Origin of the sequence: Thermophagus sp. OGC60D27, from assembly GCF_052400625.1 — a bacterium.
In the GTDB taxonomy this organism is placed as follows: domain Bacteria; phylum Bacteroidota; class Bacteroidia; order Bacteroidales; family Marinilabiliaceae; genus Thermophagus.
Genome location: NZ_JBQTGH010000008.1, coordinates 228229 through 248637, shown reverse-complemented (window position 1 = coordinate 248637; position 20409 = coordinate 228229). Strand labels below are relative to the sequence as shown.

Annotated in this window: 8 protein-coding genes; all 8 read left to right on the top strand. The window is 39.7% G+C overall.

What is annotated here, in order from left to right:
• The 8 genes from ACT29H_RS11735 to ACT29H_RS11700 all read left to right on the top strand — a co-directional run bounded on the left by ACT29H_RS11735 (nt 1) and on the right by ACT29H_RS11700 (nt 20353).
• On the top strand, nt 1–2496 hold the full coding sequence (locus ACT29H_RS11735; protein WP_444821821.1) for a TonB-dependent receptor: 2496 nt from the start codon (nt 1–3) through the stop codon (nt 2494–2496).
• Between the two features lie 165 nt (nt 2497–2661).
• Nucleotides 2662–6702, top strand: coding sequence for a two-component regulator propeller domain-containing protein (locus tag ACT29H_RS11730; protein WP_444821820.1), 4041 nt, complete (start codon nt 2662–2664; stop codon nt 6700–6702).
• A 473-nt stretch (nt 6703–7175) separates the two neighbouring features.
• Nucleotides 7176–10277, top strand: coding sequence for a SusC/RagA family TonB-linked outer membrane protein (locus tag ACT29H_RS11725; protein ID WP_444821819.1), 3102 nt, complete (start codon nt 7176–7178; stop codon nt 10275–10277).
• A gap of 18 nt (nt 10278–10295) precedes the next feature.
• Complete coding sequence (locus tag ACT29H_RS11720; RefSeq protein WP_444821818.1) at nt 10296–11963, top strand: RagB/SusD family nutrient uptake outer membrane protein; 1668 nt, start codon at nt 10296–10298, stop codon at nt 11961–11963.
• 44 nt (nt 11964–12007) lie between these two features.
• Entirely contained in the window at nt 12008–13006 is a 999-nt protein-coding gene (locus ACT29H_RS11715; protein WP_444821817.1) for a DUF4859 domain-containing protein, read from the top strand.
• Nucleotides 13007–13155: 149 nt separating this feature from the next.
• On the top strand, nt 13156–15156 hold the full coding sequence (locus ACT29H_RS11710) for a DUF4859 domain-containing protein (protein WP_444821816.1): 2001 nt from the start codon (nt 13156–13158) through the stop codon (nt 15154–15156).
• 240 nt (nt 15157–15396) lie between these two features.
• Nucleotides 15397–17574, top strand: coding sequence for a family 43 glycosylhydrolase (locus ACT29H_RS11705; RefSeq protein ID WP_444821815.1), 2178 nt, complete (start codon nt 15397–15399; stop codon nt 17572–17574).
• A 34-nt stretch (nt 17575–17608) separates the two neighbouring features.
• A complete protein-coding gene (locus tag ACT29H_RS11700; protein WP_444821814.1) occupies nt 17609–20353 on the top strand; it encodes a DUF5695 domain-containing protein in 2745 nt (914 codons plus the stop codon).
• The last annotated feature ends 56 nt before the right edge of the window (nt 20354–20409 follow it).

Here is a 20409-nt window from a genome sequence, read left to right as displayed (position 1 = left end):
GTGGCTAAGAAAACAGGCTTTTTACTTGTTTTTCTTTTATTCTTTTCTAGTCTGCTTTATGGGCAAACATATGAATTGAGAGTGACGGATCGACCACTCAACAAAGTGCTGGTTGATCTTCGTGGTCGTTATGGCCTTCATTTTTCTTTCGATGATCTATTACTTTCCAATTATCAGATTAACATAAATGCAACTTTTAATTCTCCTTCCCAACTTCTGGATGCATTGCTGAACCGGTTTCCCTTGGGATGGGAAAAAATGGGTGAAGTTTATGTCATATTCCCCGAGAAGCGGATTTCTCAATCACGCGAATATCTAATTAAAGGACAGGTTCTTGAAAAAGGTAGTTCGGAGCCTTTACCTTTTTCGCATGTTCTTATTGATGGTCATCCACTGGTGACCGACCTAAAGGGGGCTTTTAGTTATACTGTTTTTGATGATTCTGTTTTCGAGGTCAAAGCATCTCATTTGGGGTGTTTTGTTTTAGATACGCTTTTAACCGCCGGGAAATTTCATAAAGTTTATTTGACTCCTTCTGTTTATCGATTGCAGGAAATAGTTGTGAAAGATAACTTGATCGAACGTTCGGTTCAAATAGGACAGACCTCAGGATTGATCAAACTGAATTCATACATTGCAGGCTATCTTCCCGGCAACGGCGATAACTCTGTTTTAAACTTGCTACGATTACAGCCGGGCATTACAGCAGCCGGTGAACAGCCCAATGACCTTATTATGTGGGGAAGTTATGAGGGGACCAGCCGGGTTACCTTTGATGGTATAACCATCTGGGGGCTTAAAAATTTTAATGATAATATCAGCGCCGTAAACCCTTTTATGGTTAAAAATGTAGATCTTTTTAAAGGTGGCTACGGCGCTTCCAGTGAAGATTTGGTGGGAGGCATTGTTCGTATTACCGGGAATACGGGTAATAGGGAGAACACCAAGTTTAATTTTTTTGTCAATAACCAGATTGTGAACGGTATGTTGGAGGTTCCGCTCTCTCCTACTTCAACTTTAATTATGGCGGCAAGACGCACATACAACAATCTTTTTGATGAAGAAGATGTCCCAGTTTCAAAACTCAACTCATTACAAAGCTTAAAGTATAGAATTGATGTTAATCCCGGGTATTGGTTTGGAGATTTTAATGCTAAATATTCGCTTCAAGACGACAATGGAAACTTATTCTATGTAAGTGTTATGGGGGCTTTCGATAATTTTCAATACAAGGCAGGGCAAGAGCGGCCAAGGTTTATTATTTCTCAGGAAACAGCCGATGAAAATCAACAGGGAGGAGCTTCTGTGTACTGGGGTATGAACACCGGAAATGGTGGGCGATCTCATTTTAAAGCGGCCTGGTCGGAACTTAATTCTGATTATAGGCTCAACCGATCAATCGAAAGCATACAAACCAATCGGAATTTTAACCGTATTGATATCGCTTCCACTGCACGGATACAAGAGTTTGCTGTTGATTATCATTACGAATTGCCGGGGAACCGTTTTCATCAGCCGGAATTGGGAATGGAATGGGTACGCAATGATTTGGAGCTTACGGAAGACTCTTCCGGTGTTGCATATTTTTTCCTTTCAGAAGCAGGAGACCGTTGGGTTGCATATGTTCAGGACAGGATTTTTCTGGGATCTCAACTTGAATTGACCCCCGGTTTTCGTTTTAATCATTCCTTTTTTTCCGGTACAACACATGTGGATCCAAGATTAGGGGTGGAATGGAAATTCCGGAAAGACTTTAAACTCAATGCTGCTTGGGGAAGCTACCATCAGTTCCTTATCAAAAGTTCGTTGTACGATGAAGCCGGCAATTTTCGTTATACCTGGACACTGGCCGACGGAGATGAGGTCCCGGTACTCAGCTCTCAGCACTGGGTAGGAGGTGCTTCCTGGAGTGCAGATGACCTGACCGTAAATATTGAAGGATTCTATAAATCAGTAGTGGGTTATACTCGATATGTTCGGTCTTTTAAGTCTGAAGAAGCCGTTTATGCCGGGAAAGGACGTAGTTATGGCATTGATGTATTTGTAAAGAAAGACTTTAATGGTCAAAGCTTTTGGGCTTCTTATTCGTTGAGCCGTGCAGAGGAACTATTTCCTTACTTCCCTGAACAAGATTACAGACGTGCCCCGCATGACCAGCGACATGAATTAAAACTGGCAAGCCTGATTCATCTGCTTAAAAATATACATTTTTCTGCAACCGGTATTTTTGGGTCAGGTTTTCCATTATATGCCAATTATCTGAGCAACAAATATACCGAGCCCGATTATTCGAGGATAGATCTGTCTATGGTCTATCGTTTCCCTTTTAATGATTTTAAAGGAGAAGCAGGTGTTTCTTTATTAAACGTATTAAATCATCAGAATGTAAAATATTCAAGTTTTGAGAAGATTCCTCTGGATCAGGTAAGCAGTGTTTATATCGATGCCGAAGCTGTTGAGTTTACACCTTTGGTGTTTGTGAAGATAAAGTTTTAAGTGATACATTTATGTGTGAGATACCTGCCTTTTTTTCAATATACGGGATGTTAGAGTTTTCATTTTGGGATTCAGATTAATAAATAGTTTATTTGCGCGTCCTTGATAAAAAAATGAAGGTAGCCTTTGGAAGGCAAGTCCTTCTCTCTTTATAGCTAAATTATTATGCATAGATATTTCCCCTTTTTGGCGGTTTTCATTTTTTCTTGGAGTGTTTTGGCCCAAAACGAAAAACTAAGTTTTGTCCACTATACCAATGAAGACGGACTTCCGTCTTCGTACGTTAAAAGCATTATTCAGGATGTGGATGGGTTTATGTGGTTTGCCACACGTGCTGCAGTTACTCGGTTTGATGGACAGGCATTTAAAGTTTTTCCCGCTTATAATCAAAAGGGAGATGAAGTTCGAATATTTGGTGATAAGTTTTTGCTTTCATCCGATTCAGTGCTAATTGTCAGGACAATTAATCGTGGATACTATTTTTATGATGATGAGAAAGAGTGTTTTCATCCTTATTTATTGTTGAATGAGGTGGGAACAGTAAATTCGGTAGTTCCAACAGAAGGAGGATTTTGGATTTGCCGACCTGATAAGGTTACATTTCTGGATGTTGAATCCAGAAAGGAATATAGTATAAACGAAAAATTTTCGAGCTTAAAAACTCCGGATGGGACCGTTTTTCAAGAACTTAGAGATGAGAATGGTTTTCTGGTCATATTGGCTGACAATAGAAAGGTTTATGTCCTTAATAAAAGCTTCTTGAACGTTCAAATATTTGATGTACCACCAGAGATTGGTACTGAAGAACTGAGTCTTTTTTTAATAGATTCTCAGGGGAAAATATGGTTGGGGCAATATGAATATGGGTTAACGGTTTTGGATCTTAAAAAGGGGACTTTTAATTTTTTTTCTCGTGAGCATGAAAAACCCTATCATCTCCATCATAACTTGGTGCATTGCGTTACAGAGGACCATTATGGTCGAGTATGGATAGGATGTGAATCTGGACTTGCGATCCATGATCCTCTGACCGGATTTTTAGAGTTACATGGTTTTAACCTTGATAATCCTTCTGGCCTTAACACCAATCCAATCTATGATGCATTCTGTGATGGAGAAGGGAATGTTTGGCTGGGAACCTATTTTGGAGGAATTAATTTTTGGAGTAATAGGAAGAGTTTTTTTACAACGTGGAGCCCGGGACTGGGACAAGGACAATTGAGAGGAAATGTGGTTAGTTGTTTGGCTGAAGATCGGGCCAATAATTTGTGGATAGGACTTGAAGACAATGGATTGAATAAATATAATAAAACTACCGGTGAAATTATTCACTATTCTACTGTGAGCGGCCCCTCGTTCCTTTCCTATAATAATATTCACGACTTGCTGTTTGTTGCGGATGATGAGTTGTGGATTGCATCTTATACGGGGGGAATCAATATTTTGAATACTACAAACAATAGAATTAGATACTTAAACCCGGAAAATTCTCCGGGACTTTCTTCCAATGCCATTTATGCGTTTCATCAGGTAGGGGATTCGATATATATATCCACTTCGATGGGCATTGTAATCTATGATTTGGTTTCAAAAGTGTTTTCTCCTCTTAAACCTGAAATCTTGGGGGTTACCCAGTTCGAGAGTATTACCGGAGACCATAAAAAATTGTGGTTTTCATCTAGCAGAAAGGTCTATGTCTATATTCCCGCGGTTGATTCTCTTTTTTTAATGGATAAGGTGCCTGATATGAAGCATATTAACTTTGTAAAAAAAGATTCCAAAGGCCACATTTGGTTGGGGGATTGTTACAAAGGGTTGTGTCGATATGATGAAAAGAGTGAGGTCGTAAAATTTTTTAATTCAGATACGGGATTCCCGGTTTCATGGATATTTAGTCTAGAAGAAGGTAATAATGGTTGGTTTTGGGCCAGTAGCGATCGGGGCTTGGTGAAATTTAACCCCGATGAAGACATTTCTATTTTGTATGACAGTAATTCGGGGATACCTTTTAATCAGTTTAATTATAGGGCATCATTCATTGACAGAAATGGGAACATATATTTCGGAGGAAACAATGGAATGGTCTCGTTTCACGAAAGCAATAATTATCCCCAGCCGCAGGATGATCCGCAGGTGTTGTTTACCGGCATGAAATTATTTAACGAATATATTTTACCGGGAGAAGATCAGCCTCTGAAAAAATCGCTCAATAAAACTGATAGAATTATTTTAGATTACGATCAGAATGTCGTGACACTAGAGTTTACAGCCCTTTCTTATGCGTCAATAGGACGTTGTCAGTATGCTTACTATCTTGAAGGGTTTGAAGAACGATGGAATTATGTGGGAACCCGAAACTTTGCTACTTATACTAATTTAAGCCCCGGGGTTTACTATTTTCATGTGAAGGCTTCCTTAGGTGATATTCAGCACAGCAACAATGAGCGAATGTTGAAAATAATTGTTCGACCACCAATATGGCGTTCCAGAGGAGCTTTTGTTGGATATTTTGTTTTGATTCTCTTGTTTTCACTGCTGGTGCTAAGAGTGGGAAAAAATCTCGAACGTTCAAAAGCTTTATTGGCCATGGAAAGAAAGGAACGAGAACATGAAGAAGAATTGCACAAAGTAAAGCTTGAGTTTTTTACTAATATATCGCATGAACTAAAAACCCCCTTGACTTTGATTCTTGGTCCATTAAGTCGATTGATGAGTCAGGAGTCGTTGAATTCAACATTTCGTAAAAGCCTGGCAGGCATTGAGCGTAATGCTAACCGACTTTTTGTTCTTATTAACCAATTGCTTGAGTTTAGGAAGATTGAGTCAGGGAAAGACCAACTTAGGGTGGCAAAACATAATGTGCGATCGTTTATCGAAACAATTTCTGAGGCGTTTTATGACCTTGCAGAGGATCGTGGTATTGAGTTTGTGATTAAATTACCGGCGCAAAATTGTGATATGTGGTTTGATGCCGATAAAGTAGATAAGATTGTTGTAAATCTGCTTTCCAATGCTTTCAAATTTACTGGTGATGGCGGGAAAATAGTACTTTCTGTTGAGATTAGTCCAAGGCAAGGAAGAAAAGAGCTGGGAAAATGGGATATGACGATTGGCGTATCGGATACAGGTAGAGGCATTGCCCCTGAAATGCTTGATCGGGTTTTTGACAGCTTTTTTCAAATAGAGGGAGAAAATAACCATACGATTAATTCCGGAGTAGGTTTGGCTTATGTGAAAAGCCTTGTGATGTTTCACCGAGGTAGTATTGAGGTAAAAAGTAAATCGGGAGAAGGTTCTCTTTTTTCTGTTTTGCTTCCTGTTTCAAAGGTTGATTTTTTGGAGAAAGAATTGGTTGCCTCTCAAGACCAATATGTTGATTGGAAGAATCGATCAGATATCCAGCTTCAGTATTCAATTCCTGAGAAATTGACCCGCCAAATTGATCCGGCTCAAAATAAACCTTCTGTTTTGCTGGTTGAAGATAACCATGAGTTAATTCATTTTCTTGTGAATATATTGGAGGAGAGTTATCGGGTGGAGGCTGTTTTGAACGGAAAGATCGCTTTGGAGAAAATCGGTAGTTTTAACCCCGATTTGGTTATTAGTGACATTATGATGCCCGAAATGGATGGAATTACTTTTACTAAATATATTAAAACAGCCATCGATACCTCTCATATACCAGTCATTTTATTGACCTCAAGGTCAGGTGTCAAAAATGAACTGGAAGGACTGATGACGGGCGCTGATTACTATCTTGAAAAACCGTTTTATCCTGATATTTTGATACAGGTTATTGAAAACATTTTAAATAGTCGTCAAAGAATTATTGAGCGCTTCCGAAACGATGCTGAGTTCTCAATGAATGAAGTTAAAAGTTCAGAACCAGATAAAGCTTTTCTGGAAAAGTTGACAACCTTGGTTAAGGAAAATTTAAATAATCCATCACTAGATGTATCCTTTCTGACCAAAGAAATGAGCGTAAGTCGTTCGTTACTGCACAAAAAGCTTAGAGGTCTTGTTGGATGTTCCACGACAGAATTTATTCGAGTGGTTCGGTTGAAAGAAGCCAGTAAACTTATCGCTTCGGGTAAATGTAATTTTACGGAGGCAGCATACGAAACCGGATTTTCCAGTCCTGCTTATTTCACTCGTTGTTTTAAAGAAGTTTATGGGCAGTCGCCAAGTGAATATTTTAAAGTTTAATAGCTGATAAGATCTGGGACAAAGGATCTTTGCCTGCCCATATGTAGTCTTAAGAAATGGACAATTTGGCTTAATTCCGTTATTGGTCTTGGTCGCCTTTCTAAGATTAAGAAACAGACTTGGTAGATTTCTGTGCGGGTAAATTAATTCTCCAAATAATAATTCTGTTTACGATTTTCTTCTCACTTCTTCTTGAAAAAACCTAATTATTGATCCGAAAAAAAGCTTTAGGATTTCTCAAATTTTATTTCTTTCTCAAAAATATATTAACAATTGTGTAGTTGTGTAAAGCCTTGCAGGATAGGTTGTTGTTAGTGTTTTTTAGCGTTTATACACCTATTTTTACACATTTGTGAAAGTCTTTTACACATTCCTGAAAGCTCAATTCTATTAGAAAGCACACCTTTGGAGGGAGAAAAAAATAAGGGTCTGTTTACAAGCCTGCACAAAGTTTAAATAAAAAATTTTTGTCTATGAAAAGAAAAAAAGAATGTTATAGCATTGGACAGAGGTCTTATGTTGTGATTCGATCCTTAAAAATTGTGAAGATTTCTCTGTTGCTTTTAGTGGCAGGATCTGTTCACATTTTTGCAGACAACTATCCGGATAGGAATTTACCTGATGGAAATGGAGAAGGAAGTGTTAGAGGCGCTACAGAAACAAATTTCATCTTTCAGCAGAATGAGAAAACTGTTACAGGGATAGTAACAGATGAAAATGGAGATCCCATTCCCGGTGCTACTATTCAGGTAAAAGGATCCACCTTTGGTACAATTACCGATATGGATGGAAATTATTCTATTGAGGTATCATCTGATGAGGTCGTGTTGGTTTATTCTTTTGTTGGAATGAAAACCTTGGAGGTTGTTGTTGGAACGCAAATACTGTTGGATGTATCGTTGGAGCCTGATGTGGTTGGGTTGGATGAGGTTGTCGTGATCGGTTACGGGACTCAGCGTAAAGGAGATGTGACTAGTGCTGTTGCGAGCGTGAAATCTGAAGATTTTATCCAAGGAAAAATTCAGGATGCTGCTGAATTGGTGAAAGGGAAAATCGCAGGTTTAACCATTTCTAAAGGAACCGGGGATCCAAATGCTCAATCAACGATTCGGTTGAGAGGGGTTATTTCATTGGAAGGAAGTTCCAATCCTCTGATTTTAATTGATGGGGTTGAAGGAGGTTTGGGGACTGTCCCTCCTGAAAATATTGCTTCTATTGATGTTTTGAAGGATGCATCAGCAGCGGCCATTTATGGTACCCGTGGAGCAAATGGGGTAATTCTTATTACCACTAAATCTGGAAAGCGTGATACAGGTACTCGTTCCGGATATTCCGGTTACATGTCGGTATCCCAATTTGGCAAAACACTCGACTTTATGGGAACAAATGAGATACGTCAGGGATTAACCGATTTTACGGATAAAGGGTACGATACCGATTGGCTAGAGGCCATTAGCCAAAATGCCTTTACTCACAATCATGATTTCTTTATTTCAGGTGGTACAGAAAAAACAACTTATTCAGGAAACTTTAATTACCGAAAGGAAGAGGGGGTAATTATCGATACTTATAATGAAGAGATGAAAATGAGTTTTGACATTTCTCATTGGATGCTGAATGATATGTTGAAAGTGAATCTGAATTTAGTGAAAGGTATCCATGAAAATAGTGCTACCAATGCCGGTGATAATGGCGCTTCAAATATTTACCGGCAAGCCATTATTCATAATCCTACCGAGCCTATTTGGAATGAAGACGGTACTTATTACGAAAATTTCCAAGTGAATTATTATTATAATCCGGTTGGAATGATCAAAGAACGGCAAGGAACCTATGAGTCTGAATGGACTAGAGTAACGGGGAACATTACATTTAAACCAATTGATGATTGGGAAACAAATTTAATGCTTGCGACACGTCGGTCTAATTCACACGATAAAGGATATTATACTTCCAATTATTATAGTCAAAAAATGGATAACCATACAGGGTATGCTTATCATTCTCAATCTGACAGTAAAACAGACAACCTTGAGTTAACATCCAAATACAATAAAACTATCAACAATCATCGATTGAATGCATTGATTGGGTATAGTTACCAATATGAAATTAATCAGGGTTTTAATGCCAATAATTATGATTTCCAAACTGACTTTTTCCTATATAATAACTTATCGGTAGGTGGAGCTTTGAAAGAAGGAAAAGCAGGAATGGGAAGCTATAAGAATGATAATAAGCTAATTGGTTTTTTTGGTCGGATAAGTTATGGTTATGCCAACAAATATAATGCATTACTTAGTATTCGTCGGGAAGGATCATCCAAGTTTGGAGAGAACCATAAGTGGGGTGATTTCCCTTCAGCGTCATTAGGTTGGACCATCAGCAATGAAAACTTCATGAGTAATATAAGCTGGCTGGAGAATCTGAAATTACGTGCTGGTTATGGTGTTACCGGGGTTATTCCCAATTCATCCTACCTTTCTTTGACTCGGTATTCTCTTGGAAGTTCCTATTATTATGAAGATGGAGAGTGGAAACCAGGGTTAGAAGTATCCTCCAATCCAAACCCCGATTTGAAATGGGAAAAATCTAAAGAAATTAATATTGGCTTGGATTTTAGTGTGTTGGATGATCGACTGGGTGGGGCCATTGATGTCTACAATAAAGAAACATCAGACATGTTGTGGTGGTTTGATGTGCCTACGCCTCCCAATTTGTATTCCCAAACATTGGCTAATGTTGGTGAAATGCGAAACCGAGGAATCGAAATAGCTATTAATGCGGTTCCTGTGAAGTCAGCAAATTTTGAATGGAATACCACCTTGACGGCTTCTCACAATGCCAATAAATTGTTGAGCCTGTCAAATGATTTGTATGAAACTGCCAATGAGCAGGATGATGCCTGGTTGGGTGAACCGATCTCCATCCCAACTCAACGTCTTGAGGTGGGCGAGGAGCTTGGTAACTTTTTTGGATTGAAGTCTGTTGGTGTTTCCGAAAATGGACTTTGGCTGATAGAAAATCCAGCAACAGGCGAGGCAGAGGAGTTTACCGATAATATGCTGAACAATGATGATTATCGTCAGTATCTGGGGAACGGGATTCCTGATATAAATTTAGGTTGGAGCAATTCTTTCCGTTATAAAAACTTTGATTTAAGTTTTCAGATGACCAGCCAGCTGGGATTTAAGATTTTAAATGAGCCTCGTGCATTTTATGAAAATAATTCCATTGCTTACAATCGTTTGAGTTCGGTTCAAAATCCACCTTATGGAGGAGAATATACTTTGTCATCTTCACAGAAACAGACTATCGTTAGTTATTATCTCGAAGATGGTGATTTTGTTAAACTCACAAATTTAACCTTAGGATATACAGTCCCATTGCAACAAAACAGTATGGTTAAAAAAATACGTGCTTATGTTTCTGGAGATAACCTGATCTGTATTACTGGGTATGACGGTTTGGATCCTGAACTTTCTAATAATAATGTTCGGTCAATGGGGATCGATTGGAGAGATAAATATCCTGTTATTCGTTCCTTTACGTTTGGGGTAAATATCACATTCTAAACTTTAAAATTTGTACTTATGAAAATGACTATAAATAAATTTGTGTGGTTGATAGTTTTAGGACTACAAGCTCTTTTATTCAGCCGTTGCACTGATCTGGAAGAGACCATTTATGATACTATTGCTGCCGAAAAGTATGAATTCTCCGAAAAAGATGCAGCAAGTATGTTTGCACCGGTGTACAGCAATTTGCGTAGCGTTTATTGGGGATGGAATGGCTATTGCGATATTCAGGCAGAATCTTCCGATCTATGGTGTACGCCCTATCGGATAGGCATTGGATGGGGCGATCTTTATGTATCCATGCATAAACATGAATTTCACCCTCAAATTGGACATTACTGGACAGAGTGGAACTATGCCTATGCCGGTATTAATTCATGTAATAAGTTACTGGCTGATGATGCCGTTCAATCTTCTGGGGCTGCTGTTGCCCAATTAAGGGGTTACCGAGCTCTCTATTATTATATTCTGTTCGATTTATTCCGTAATATCCCCTTGGATACGACCTATTATCATCCGGATGGATGGCTGCCCAAACAAGCAGATCCTCAGGATACATGGGATTTTATTATCAGTGAATTGAATGACATAAAAGGTAAGTGTGGTGAAAATAATGGCATGGGACAAATTAACGATTATACCGTTAATATGATACTGGCTAAAATGTACTTGAATCATAATGCCTGGTTTAATGACCATTCGGATAATTCATATTATGGAAAGGCCATTGACGAGATCAATGAAATAATAAGTAGTGGAAAATTTTCATTAGCGGCTAATTATTCCGACAATTTTAAGGAGGATATATCCACCTGCCCGGAAATCATCTTCGGGATTCCTTTTGAAGAGAAATACGCCGGAGGGAACTATTATGCCAATAAATGGATACATACCGCAGGAAGGGCTGTCTGGAATTTCAATGGTTGGGCAACAGGAGGTAGTACCGTATTACCTCAATTCCTTGATACTTATGATGAAGATGATGGCAGATTTGAAGCCTGTTGGACCATCGGACAACAGTATGAACAAAGTGGAAATCCTATTACAGTTGACGGAGAGCCTTTAGTCTATACAAAAGAGCTGCATAGTATTGATAATCCCGGATGTTATCCTTTTGAAGGGGCTCGGCTTATTAAATACGAAATTTTGTCCGGAGATTTTGGAACCAGCTATGATGATGTTCCTTTCTTTCGCCTGGCTGATGCATTTATGATTAAAGCTGAGTGCTTGCTTCGTTTGGGTGGCTACAAAGGTGAAACAGAGCAGGATGCAGCCAATCTGGTAACTCAGGTTCGTCAGCGGGCATTTAAAAACAACCCTTCTAAAGCCGTGCGCACTGTTGAGCAACTGAAGGGGGGTAGCGTTTATCAGTATGGATATCGTGAGAACCAAGGAAAAATGGGAGAAGAGGATATTTGGGTGACAACCCATGAGGGGGGAGAAGACATTGAACTGGGTGGATTATTAGATGAGTTGGCTTGGGAATTTGTTGCAGAACATCATCGTCGTCAGGATTTAATTCGCTTTAGGATTAATGGAACCAATCAGAATGTTTATAATGGTAAATCCTGGTTTTGTAAAGAAGCTAAGACCGACCCAATGGATAATCATTGTGACATTTTTCCCCTTCCAAAAGCATTTATGGACGGGAATCCTAATCTAGTGCAGAATCCGGGTTATTGATTTTACTGAACGGTCAGTTTTGTTTTTAATAAAAAGAGCTTAGCATGAAAAAATATATTTTAAAAGTTTTAATTGGTTGTTTAGTCTTCTCGTTTTTTTCCTGTGAAGACAGCATTGAAGATGCAACAGGAAAGCATGTCTATGGAGAAGATGAGAACCCTTATCTGAAAGTGGATGTTGAAGCCACTATTACCCTTGACGTGGAGTTTGAAGTTGGCAGGTTTGAACCGCAGATCGTTAATCTGGCGGATTATTCTGAAAAATTTCAGGCACAAATAGGGATGACTGTTGATGAAGTTATTAATGGTTTGAGCAATGGTAGCATCGTATTTTATAATATTAATGTTGCCAAAGGACAATGGGATAAATCTGAACCAACAAAAGGTTCTAACGGATGGTATTATAATTCCGCCGGGGGTATTACAGCCGAAAGTGAAGATTTTGTTGCAAGTTTGGAATTTAACAAGGAATCAAAGCAATTGATGGTGAATGTCAATGAAAATGCTGAAGCCGGTCATTCATTCAGCTTTAACGTGGGGTTTGCATTGAACGGTGCCGACTATGACAATTATGTACGGTTTGCATTTAATGTGGCGACCACCGATCCTTCGCTTATCATTACAAATGTTAATATTCCGGAAGGAGATTATGCTTCAGGGCCTGTTAATTTATATGATTATGCCGATGTGATACAATATAATTTAGGACTCACGGTGGATGAATTTTTGGCCAATCTTGACAGCAATGAAGGGGGAACCATTCGATTGTATGTTATCGACAACGAGACCGGTGAATGGGATTTCACAAGCAATTATACTGCCAACCCTCCTGGGTATTGGCTGAATGCTGACGGAGAGGTTTGTGCCTGGGGTGAAGAGGGCTTTTCATTGTACGCTGAAGTCAACACAGAGGACGGCATCTTGAACATTGGAAGAGCTCCGGAGTTAGCGGCAGGTGAAACCTTCAAAATTAGGTTTGGCTTTAGAGATACAACAGATGAAATGAAATTCATCCGGTTCATCATTACAGCCACCTTAGAATAGACCTTCATTGTTTCATTTAAGAGAAGCAGTTTCTCTTTTAATGAAATTTAAGACATTTTTCATAGGTGATCATCGCAGTAGCCCACTGCGATGATCACAATATATGAATCTTTGAATGTTTTCATCTTTGTCAAGTTTTTTTACCCGCTATGAAAAAAATAATCTATCGTTTGCTTATAGAATATCTTCCTATTTTTTTGGTAATGTCTTTTGTGGCAACAGTAGGGTGTAGTGGCGATAAAAATGAACTGGTCAACAAGGATAATGGGGAGGCCATCCTTGAAGACAAAGACTCAGTGCAAGGAGGTAAAGCGGTGTACATCCCTCAGGAACTAAGGAATGATGATTTTAACGACCCAAACAGTACCTGGTGTTATCAGAGAAGTAGAGAGTCTGAAAACTTTATCGTGTTCTGGGGGAAAGGGTATGGTGATAAAGATCCTAACTCATCTGAAGTTCCCGAAAACTATCGGGTTGATATTGATGATTTATTGGAGAAGGCTGAAGAGTTTTTTGACTTGAATGTTAATGTGTTAAAGTTTGCTGAAGTTGGGGGTGGAAAATCCCATCTTGATGAATACAAACTGTTAATATTCCTTTTTTATCAGGAAGAATGGAATGCAACGGGTGCCGGATACGATGATGTTATTGGTGCTTTGTGGTTAAGCCCAAATACCTGTAACCCTGTTGGATCAACCATTGCGCATGAAATAGGTCATAGCTTTCAGTATCAGGTTTATGCCGACTTATTAGGGGCAGGAGAAATAGAAAATAATTATTCACGAGGGTTTCGTTATGGCTTTGGAGGAAACGGAGGAAATACTTTCTGGGAACAGTGCGCGCAATGGCAGGCTTATCAATCATATCCTGACGAAGCGTTCGAATCTTATAACTTCGGTGTTTACACTGAAAATTATCACAGACATATATGTCATGAATGGCAGCGTTATGCAAGTTATTGGATCCACTATTACTGGGCGGATAAGTATGGGGTGGATGTTATTGGCAAACTTTGGAAAGAGGCAGTTCGCCCGGAAGATCCAATAATGACCTACATGCGCATAAATCAGCTAACAGTTGATGAATTGAATGACGAACTGTATGATGCCGCTACCCGATTTGTTACCTGGGATATTGATGCCATCCGCTCGTATGGAAGTAATTATATTGGAAAGCACGCCTATAAGTTGTATCAGCTTGATGACGAAAGCTATCAGGTTGCATATAGTCATTGTCCCGGCTCTACAGGGTACAATGTGATACCCCTTAATGTTCCCGCACCAGGAACTGTTATTACAACTACATTTACTGGCTTGTCGCCAGGATCACCCCTTGTTGAGAATGATCCGGGTGAATATTCGGATGAAGGGGAAGTTTATGTTACTACAAATTATAACAATGATGCCTCAGTAGATAAGGCAGGTTGGAGATATGGATATGTTGCATTGTTAGAAAATGGACAGCGAATATATGGTGAAATGAATAGAGATCCATACGCAGTGGTAGACTTTACTGTTCCTGAAGGATGTGAAAGATTATGGTTTGTTGTTTTGGGAGCCCCTTCCGCGTATGAGGCTCATCCTTGGGATGAAAAAGAAAGTAATGATGACCAGTGGCCATACAAGATAAAGTTCACTAATACCAATCTCTTGGGGAATATCTATGTTGATCCTGATGGATCTCCGGAAGATCTCACTTTAACTTATAATATTTCCTTTGACGCGGATGCTTCGGCCTATTCAGGTACTACCGTTAACCTTTATGATAATGAGGATATCAACCAAGTTGCACGGTCATTGGTAATACAGCCGTTCGATATAGCAAATTATTTGAAGAATGCAGGAGATAAACCTGAGGAAGGAAAAATTGCATTTGCTGCAGTAGAACCTGACGGATCACTTAAATTTTCTACAACAGCCAATGGTTATGGATTTTGGTTCGATAGTCAAGGACATGTAATTGGTTGGGGAAGTCAGAATGATAGTAAATTATTTGTCGAGTTTTCTCCTTCCGGCTTTGAGTTCTTTATCGGACAATATCCCGGGAAATGTAAAGCCGGAGATAAGTTCACTATTAGGGAAGGATTCGTTTATACAAAAAATGAAAAGCAATATCTGATAACTTTTGTGTTTGAGGTTATGATTAATTAACTGGATGATGGGGTGGGTGCCGGCAGAAAATTCAATAAAGAAGTGATTACTGACAGGTGGTTCTTGTCATAAACGGGGAAAACCTCAAATTAATGAAGTGCCTGTTAATTTATTATCGGATGTAACGAGCATGATCAATTTAGATGATCACAAAATTATATGTATAAAACCCTTTGTTATGTGAGTTCCATCAGACCAATGGATTAAACAAATTTTATACTGATGAAATAATTTTTTAGTATGGCCAAAAAGACACTGATTTTTCTAATATTGTTTTTGTATGGTGCGCTCATATCTATAATTGAGGCTCAATCGGAAAAACAGTTGGTTAAAACTGGCAATCCTCTTGTTCCTGGCTACTTTGCCGATCCAACGATTAAGAAATTTGGCGATGTTTTTTATTTATATTCAACTACAGATGGAATAAAATTGGCATCGGGGGAACCTCAGGTTTGGATTAGCAAAGATTTTGTGAATTGGTTTAACTATGAAATGGATGTTAATGTCCCGGCCGGGCTGACAAATGTTTGGGCTCCTGACGTCGTGGAAGGAGCAGATGGCAGGTATTATCTATTTTGGGGAAATTGCCAGTTTGGGTGTAATATTTATGGATATGTTTCCGATTCGCCCGTTGGGCCTTGGCAGACTGTTAACAATGGGAAAGCAGTGATCGAAGTCGGTACCGGACTTAAAAATTTGCCGGCTTTGGATGCCCAATATTTGATGGACGACGATGGTGCTGTGTATTGTTGGTTTGGGACATGGTGTCATTTGTTTGGTGGTATGGGATGGGCACAGATCGATCCTATGGATATGACGACAATTTTGAAAAGTGGAGGAGTGCCAATGGAACAGATCCCTGATGCATTTGAAGCTCCATTTGTTTTGAAAAGAAACGGAAAATATTTTCTGATGTATTCATCCGGTGATTGTCGCCTTAGTTCTTATGCCGTCCATTATTCTGTGAGTGACAACCCGGAGGGACCATTTAGTTATGGTGAAAACTCACCCATCTTACAGTCCTCAACAGATGGAATCATTGATAGTCCTGGCCACCATTCGGCCTTCAAAGATAATGGTGACTATTATATTTTGTATCATCGTCACAATAACCCTCATAGTACCGGTGGTATGTTTCGTCAGATTTGTGTCGATCGTCTCTTATTTGAAAATGATACAACTATAGGGCCGGTTCTTCCTTCCAACGAAGGAGTTGGTTATTTGGGCCCTATTCAAATTGCTCATGAAAATATGGCAAGTAAGGCATCTGTTTCGGCATCTTCTTCCTATCATTTGTTGTCCAGCGCCACCCGATTCTCAAAAAAGAATATAGATCATTCGTTTAGCCCTGAATATGCAACCGATAGAAATAATGGAACATTGTGGAAGGCGGGGTCTGTTATTTTGCCACAAGCTCTGACCGTTGATCTGGGTGAAGTAAGGCATATAAAAAGGGTGATGACCCGTTTTGAATACCCGACATTTTATTATCAGTATAAAATTGAAACTTCCAAAGACAATATTACCTGGACATTGTTTGCCGATAGAACGACAAATCGTCGTTCAGGATCTCCTATGATTGATGATCATGAGGCAGATGCCCGCTTTGTGAAAATAACGATCAGCGGAGTTGAGAAAACAGGTCTGTTTGCCGCCATTTGGGAAGTGGAAATATATGATGCGCTCTTTGATGTTCCAGAATATCAAAATTCTGAGAGTAAGGATGGACCAGGCAATTTAAATCCTTTGGGGTGCATTGTGCAAATTGATGCCGAAAGTATAAGAGAGGGCTGGATGCCCGATTCCATTCAGAATCGTGGAGCTTTGGGGGGATATTTTTCATCATCAAGACCCATAAAAGTAAAAAACGTTGGCGGGATTAAAGCTTTAGAATTTGATGGTGAAAGTGTTTTGCAATTGAATAAAATTGCGCCCAAAAGTTTATCGTGGAATGCCCCTTTTACTGTGTCGCTATGGGTGAATAATCCTGCAGTTGGGCAAAATGAGTGTGTTGTTACGTGGAATTCACGAGACGATATGTTGCAAGGTTCTTATGCTGCTTTGATGTATGGGACTGGCCATTACGGCGCGGTTGCTCATGGCGATGGGTATGTGGATCTAGCTTTTGATAATGTTCCGGAATCGGGACGATGGCATCATTTTGCATTGGTCTTTGACGGAATGAAAGAGGTGGTTTATGTAAATGGAATTCCTGTAAAAGAACAGCCCATAAACTTATTTGTAAAAAACAGTAAAATTTTGATTGGAGGGTCTGGTTCACCGCAGGAGAACTTTTCCGGATTTTTGGCAAATATTAGGTTGTATGATCTCCCATTAAAACGTGAAGCTGTTTTGAAACTGATGGACGAAACGCGCCCTAAAGGGTTGATTTCACCAGACTGTGGATACGATAATTGATAAATTAAGTGTAACGAGTTAAAAAGGTTTTAATATGATGTTCCAAAAGGTTTGTAAGAGAAACAAATTCAGAATAACAGATGTGTTTGTTGGCATATTGATGCTTTGGGGGGTTGGACAATTCAACCATACTGCCATCGCACAAGTAGATTCACTGTCTTCATCTGAAATATTAAGCTTATCGACTCCTGTTTTTGAATTGTCGGTTGATAAAAGATCACAAACAGCAGTTTCGCTTTCTCCTGTTGTGGATCCTCAATTTAATTATACTACAGGTGAGTGGGCAGAAGTTCGAAAAGGTGATGGTTTTTATCAGCTGGGAGATATTAACCTTAAAGTAAGACAGAAGGGAGCCTCTCAATGGGTGAGTTATTCTTCCGCTGCCCATAGAAGTCCTGTTGAGTCTTTGAACCATGAGGGAAATGGAGTTTTGACAGCGGCTAAGTTGTCAAATTCCTTGTCGAAGGACATTGCCCTTGAAATAACTCGTTTCTGGGAGAGTAAGAATGGGAATTTGGTATTGCGATTTGAGTTGAAAAACAAAAATAGTGAACCAATAGAAGTTGGTGCTTTAGGCATCCCCATGATATTTAATAACATTCTTCACGAGAAGCACTTGGATGAAGTGCATGCCGAAAATGTATTTTTTGATCCATATATTGGAATGGATGCCGGTTATTTGCAAGCGGTCAGGTTAAGCGGTGAAGGGCCTGTTCTCCTGGTGCTGCCTCATGAAAAAACTCCGTTTGAAGCTTATCGTCCTTTGCTTGACGATCCCATGCCACGAGGAATTACTTTTGAAGGGTTTCATGAATGGATGGTGCATAGTAAGGCTTATGCGGAAAATGAATGGCAAGAAGCGGATCCGTGGAACAGACCAACCTCGATGGTTCTTGCTCCGGGAGAAACTTATTCAGTAGGTGTTGAATTTGTGTTGGCCGATAATGTTCAAAATATTGAAGAAACATTGATTAAGCACCACAAGCCGGTGGCCATTGGGTTTCCAGGGTACGTTCTGCCTCAGGACGTCCAGGGAAGCTTATTCTTAACATATGAAAAGGAAATTCGCTCCATTGATGTGGAGCCTGAAGGTGCGCTTGTCGTGAAAAAAGTTGGAACGACCTCTCACGGTTGGGACAAATATGCGGTGAATGGTGTTATTTGGGGGCGGGCTCGTCTTTCCGTAACATATACTGATGGAACCGTTCAGACGATTAACTATAAGGTAATAAAACCTGAATCAGAGGTGGTGGCGGATAATGGGCATTTTTTGCTTACTGAACAATGGTTTGATAAAAAGAATGATCCCTTTGGTCGAGCTCCGTCTGTAATTAGTTATGATTATGAGAAAAAAGAAAAGATAACCCAAGATAGTCGTGCCTGGATTGCAGGATTGAGTGATGAAGGGGGAGCCGGGAGTTGGCTTAATGCCATTATGAAGCAGCTGGTTCAACCCGATCCGGAAGAAGTCGCCAAAATGGAAGATTTTGTGAACCAAACGATGTGGGGAGGGATTCAGTATAGTATCGGTGAGCATAAATACGGAGTCAGAAAAAGCTTATTTTATTATGAGCCTGATAGCATGCCGGAGGGTACTTACAGTGACGAGGTAAACTATAAAACATGGGCAGCTTGGAGTAAGGAAGCTGCCGAAACGGTTGGTCGTTCTTATAATTATCCGCATGTGGCGGCGGCACATTGGGTAATGTATCGCTTGGCACGGAATTACAATGGTCTTGTGACTCAACGTGCCTGGGAGTGGTATCTGGAAAATGCTTTCCATACAGCAATCGCTATGGTTGAGCAAGCTCCATATTATGCTCAATTTGGACAAATGGAAGGAACTATTTTTATTTTGGTTCTGGAGGACTTAAAACGGGAAGGTTGGACCGAACTTGCCCAAAAACTGGAATCGACCATGCGCAAAAGAGCCGAGCACTGGGCATCCCTCAACTATCCTTTTGGAAGTGAAATGCCTTGGGATTCTACCGGACAAGAGGAAGTGTATATGTGGTCCAAATATTTTGGATTTGATGAGAAAGCGTCCATTACTCTCAATGCGATACTCGCTTATATGCCCACCATCCCCCACTGGGGATACAACGGATGTGCTCGCCGTTACTGGGATTTCCTTTTTGGCGGTAAACTTTCCCGCGTGGAGCGACAAATCCATCATTATGGTTCAGCGCTGAATGCTATACCGGTATTACATGCTTTTAAAGAAGTGCCAGATAATTTGTATTTGCTGCGTGTAGGGTATGGCGGTCTTATGGGGGCTTTGTCAAACATTACAAAAGACGGATTTGCCCCATGTGCTTTTCACTCCTTTCCATCCACTTTACGGAACGATGGCATTTCTGGTGATTATGGCCCCGGTTTTTTTGGATATGCTGTAAATACTGCCTCTTTCTTGGTTATGCATGATGAATTTGGATGGATTTCTATGGGCGGTAACATTATCAATGAGGCGGAATGGATTACCATGGAATTGACAACTGCCGCCCGTTCCAAAGTTTTTATTGCTCCTGCCGGGGTTGAATTATCTCTTGATGCCGGTAAATTCAAAACGGTTTCATTTCATCCTGAATCTGGAGAGATAAAGATCGTTTTGGATTCGAGAAATGAATATACACCGAAGGCATTCTTGCAGGTTAAATTTACAGGTGATTCTGAAAACGGAGAGTATAAGGTCCTCAAGTATTCAAAAAATGACCGCGGAATTTATAGTATTCCTTTAAAAAAGAAAGAAAGAACGGTTCGTGTTCTAAAAGGCATTTAAACAGAGAAAACCTCATCCGACCATCTTGTATGGTTGGATGAGGTTTCCTTTTATTT

Excerpts from the sequence above, each read along its gene's own strand:
- ACT29H_RS11715 (WP_444821817.1), top strand. The coding sequence starts at position 12,008 with ATGAAAAAATATATTTTAAAAGTTTTAATTGGTTGTTTAGTCTTCTCG.
- ACT29H_RS11700 (WP_444821814.1), top strand. The coding sequence starts at position 17,609 with ATGATGTTCCAAAAGGTTTGTAAGAGAAACAAATTCAGAATAACAGAT.
- ACT29H_RS11725 (WP_444821819.1), top strand. The coding sequence starts at position 7,176 with ATGAAAAGAAAAAAAGAATGTTATAGCATTGGACAGAGGTCTTATGTT.
- ACT29H_RS11710 (WP_444821816.1), top strand. The coding sequence starts at position 13,156 with ATGAAAAAAATAATCTATCGTTTGCTTATAGAATATCTTCCTATTTTT.
- ACT29H_RS11705 (WP_444821815.1), top strand. The coding sequence starts at position 15,397 with ATGGCCAAAAAGACACTGATTTTTCTAATATTGTTTTTGTATGGTGCG.
- ACT29H_RS11730 (WP_444821820.1), top strand. The coding sequence starts at position 2,662 with ATGCATAGATATTTCCCCTTTTTGGCGGTTTTCATTTTTTCTTGGAGT.
- ACT29H_RS11720 (WP_444821818.1), top strand. The coding sequence starts at position 10,296 with ATGAAAATGACTATAAATAAATTTGTGTGGTTGATAGTTTTAGGACTA.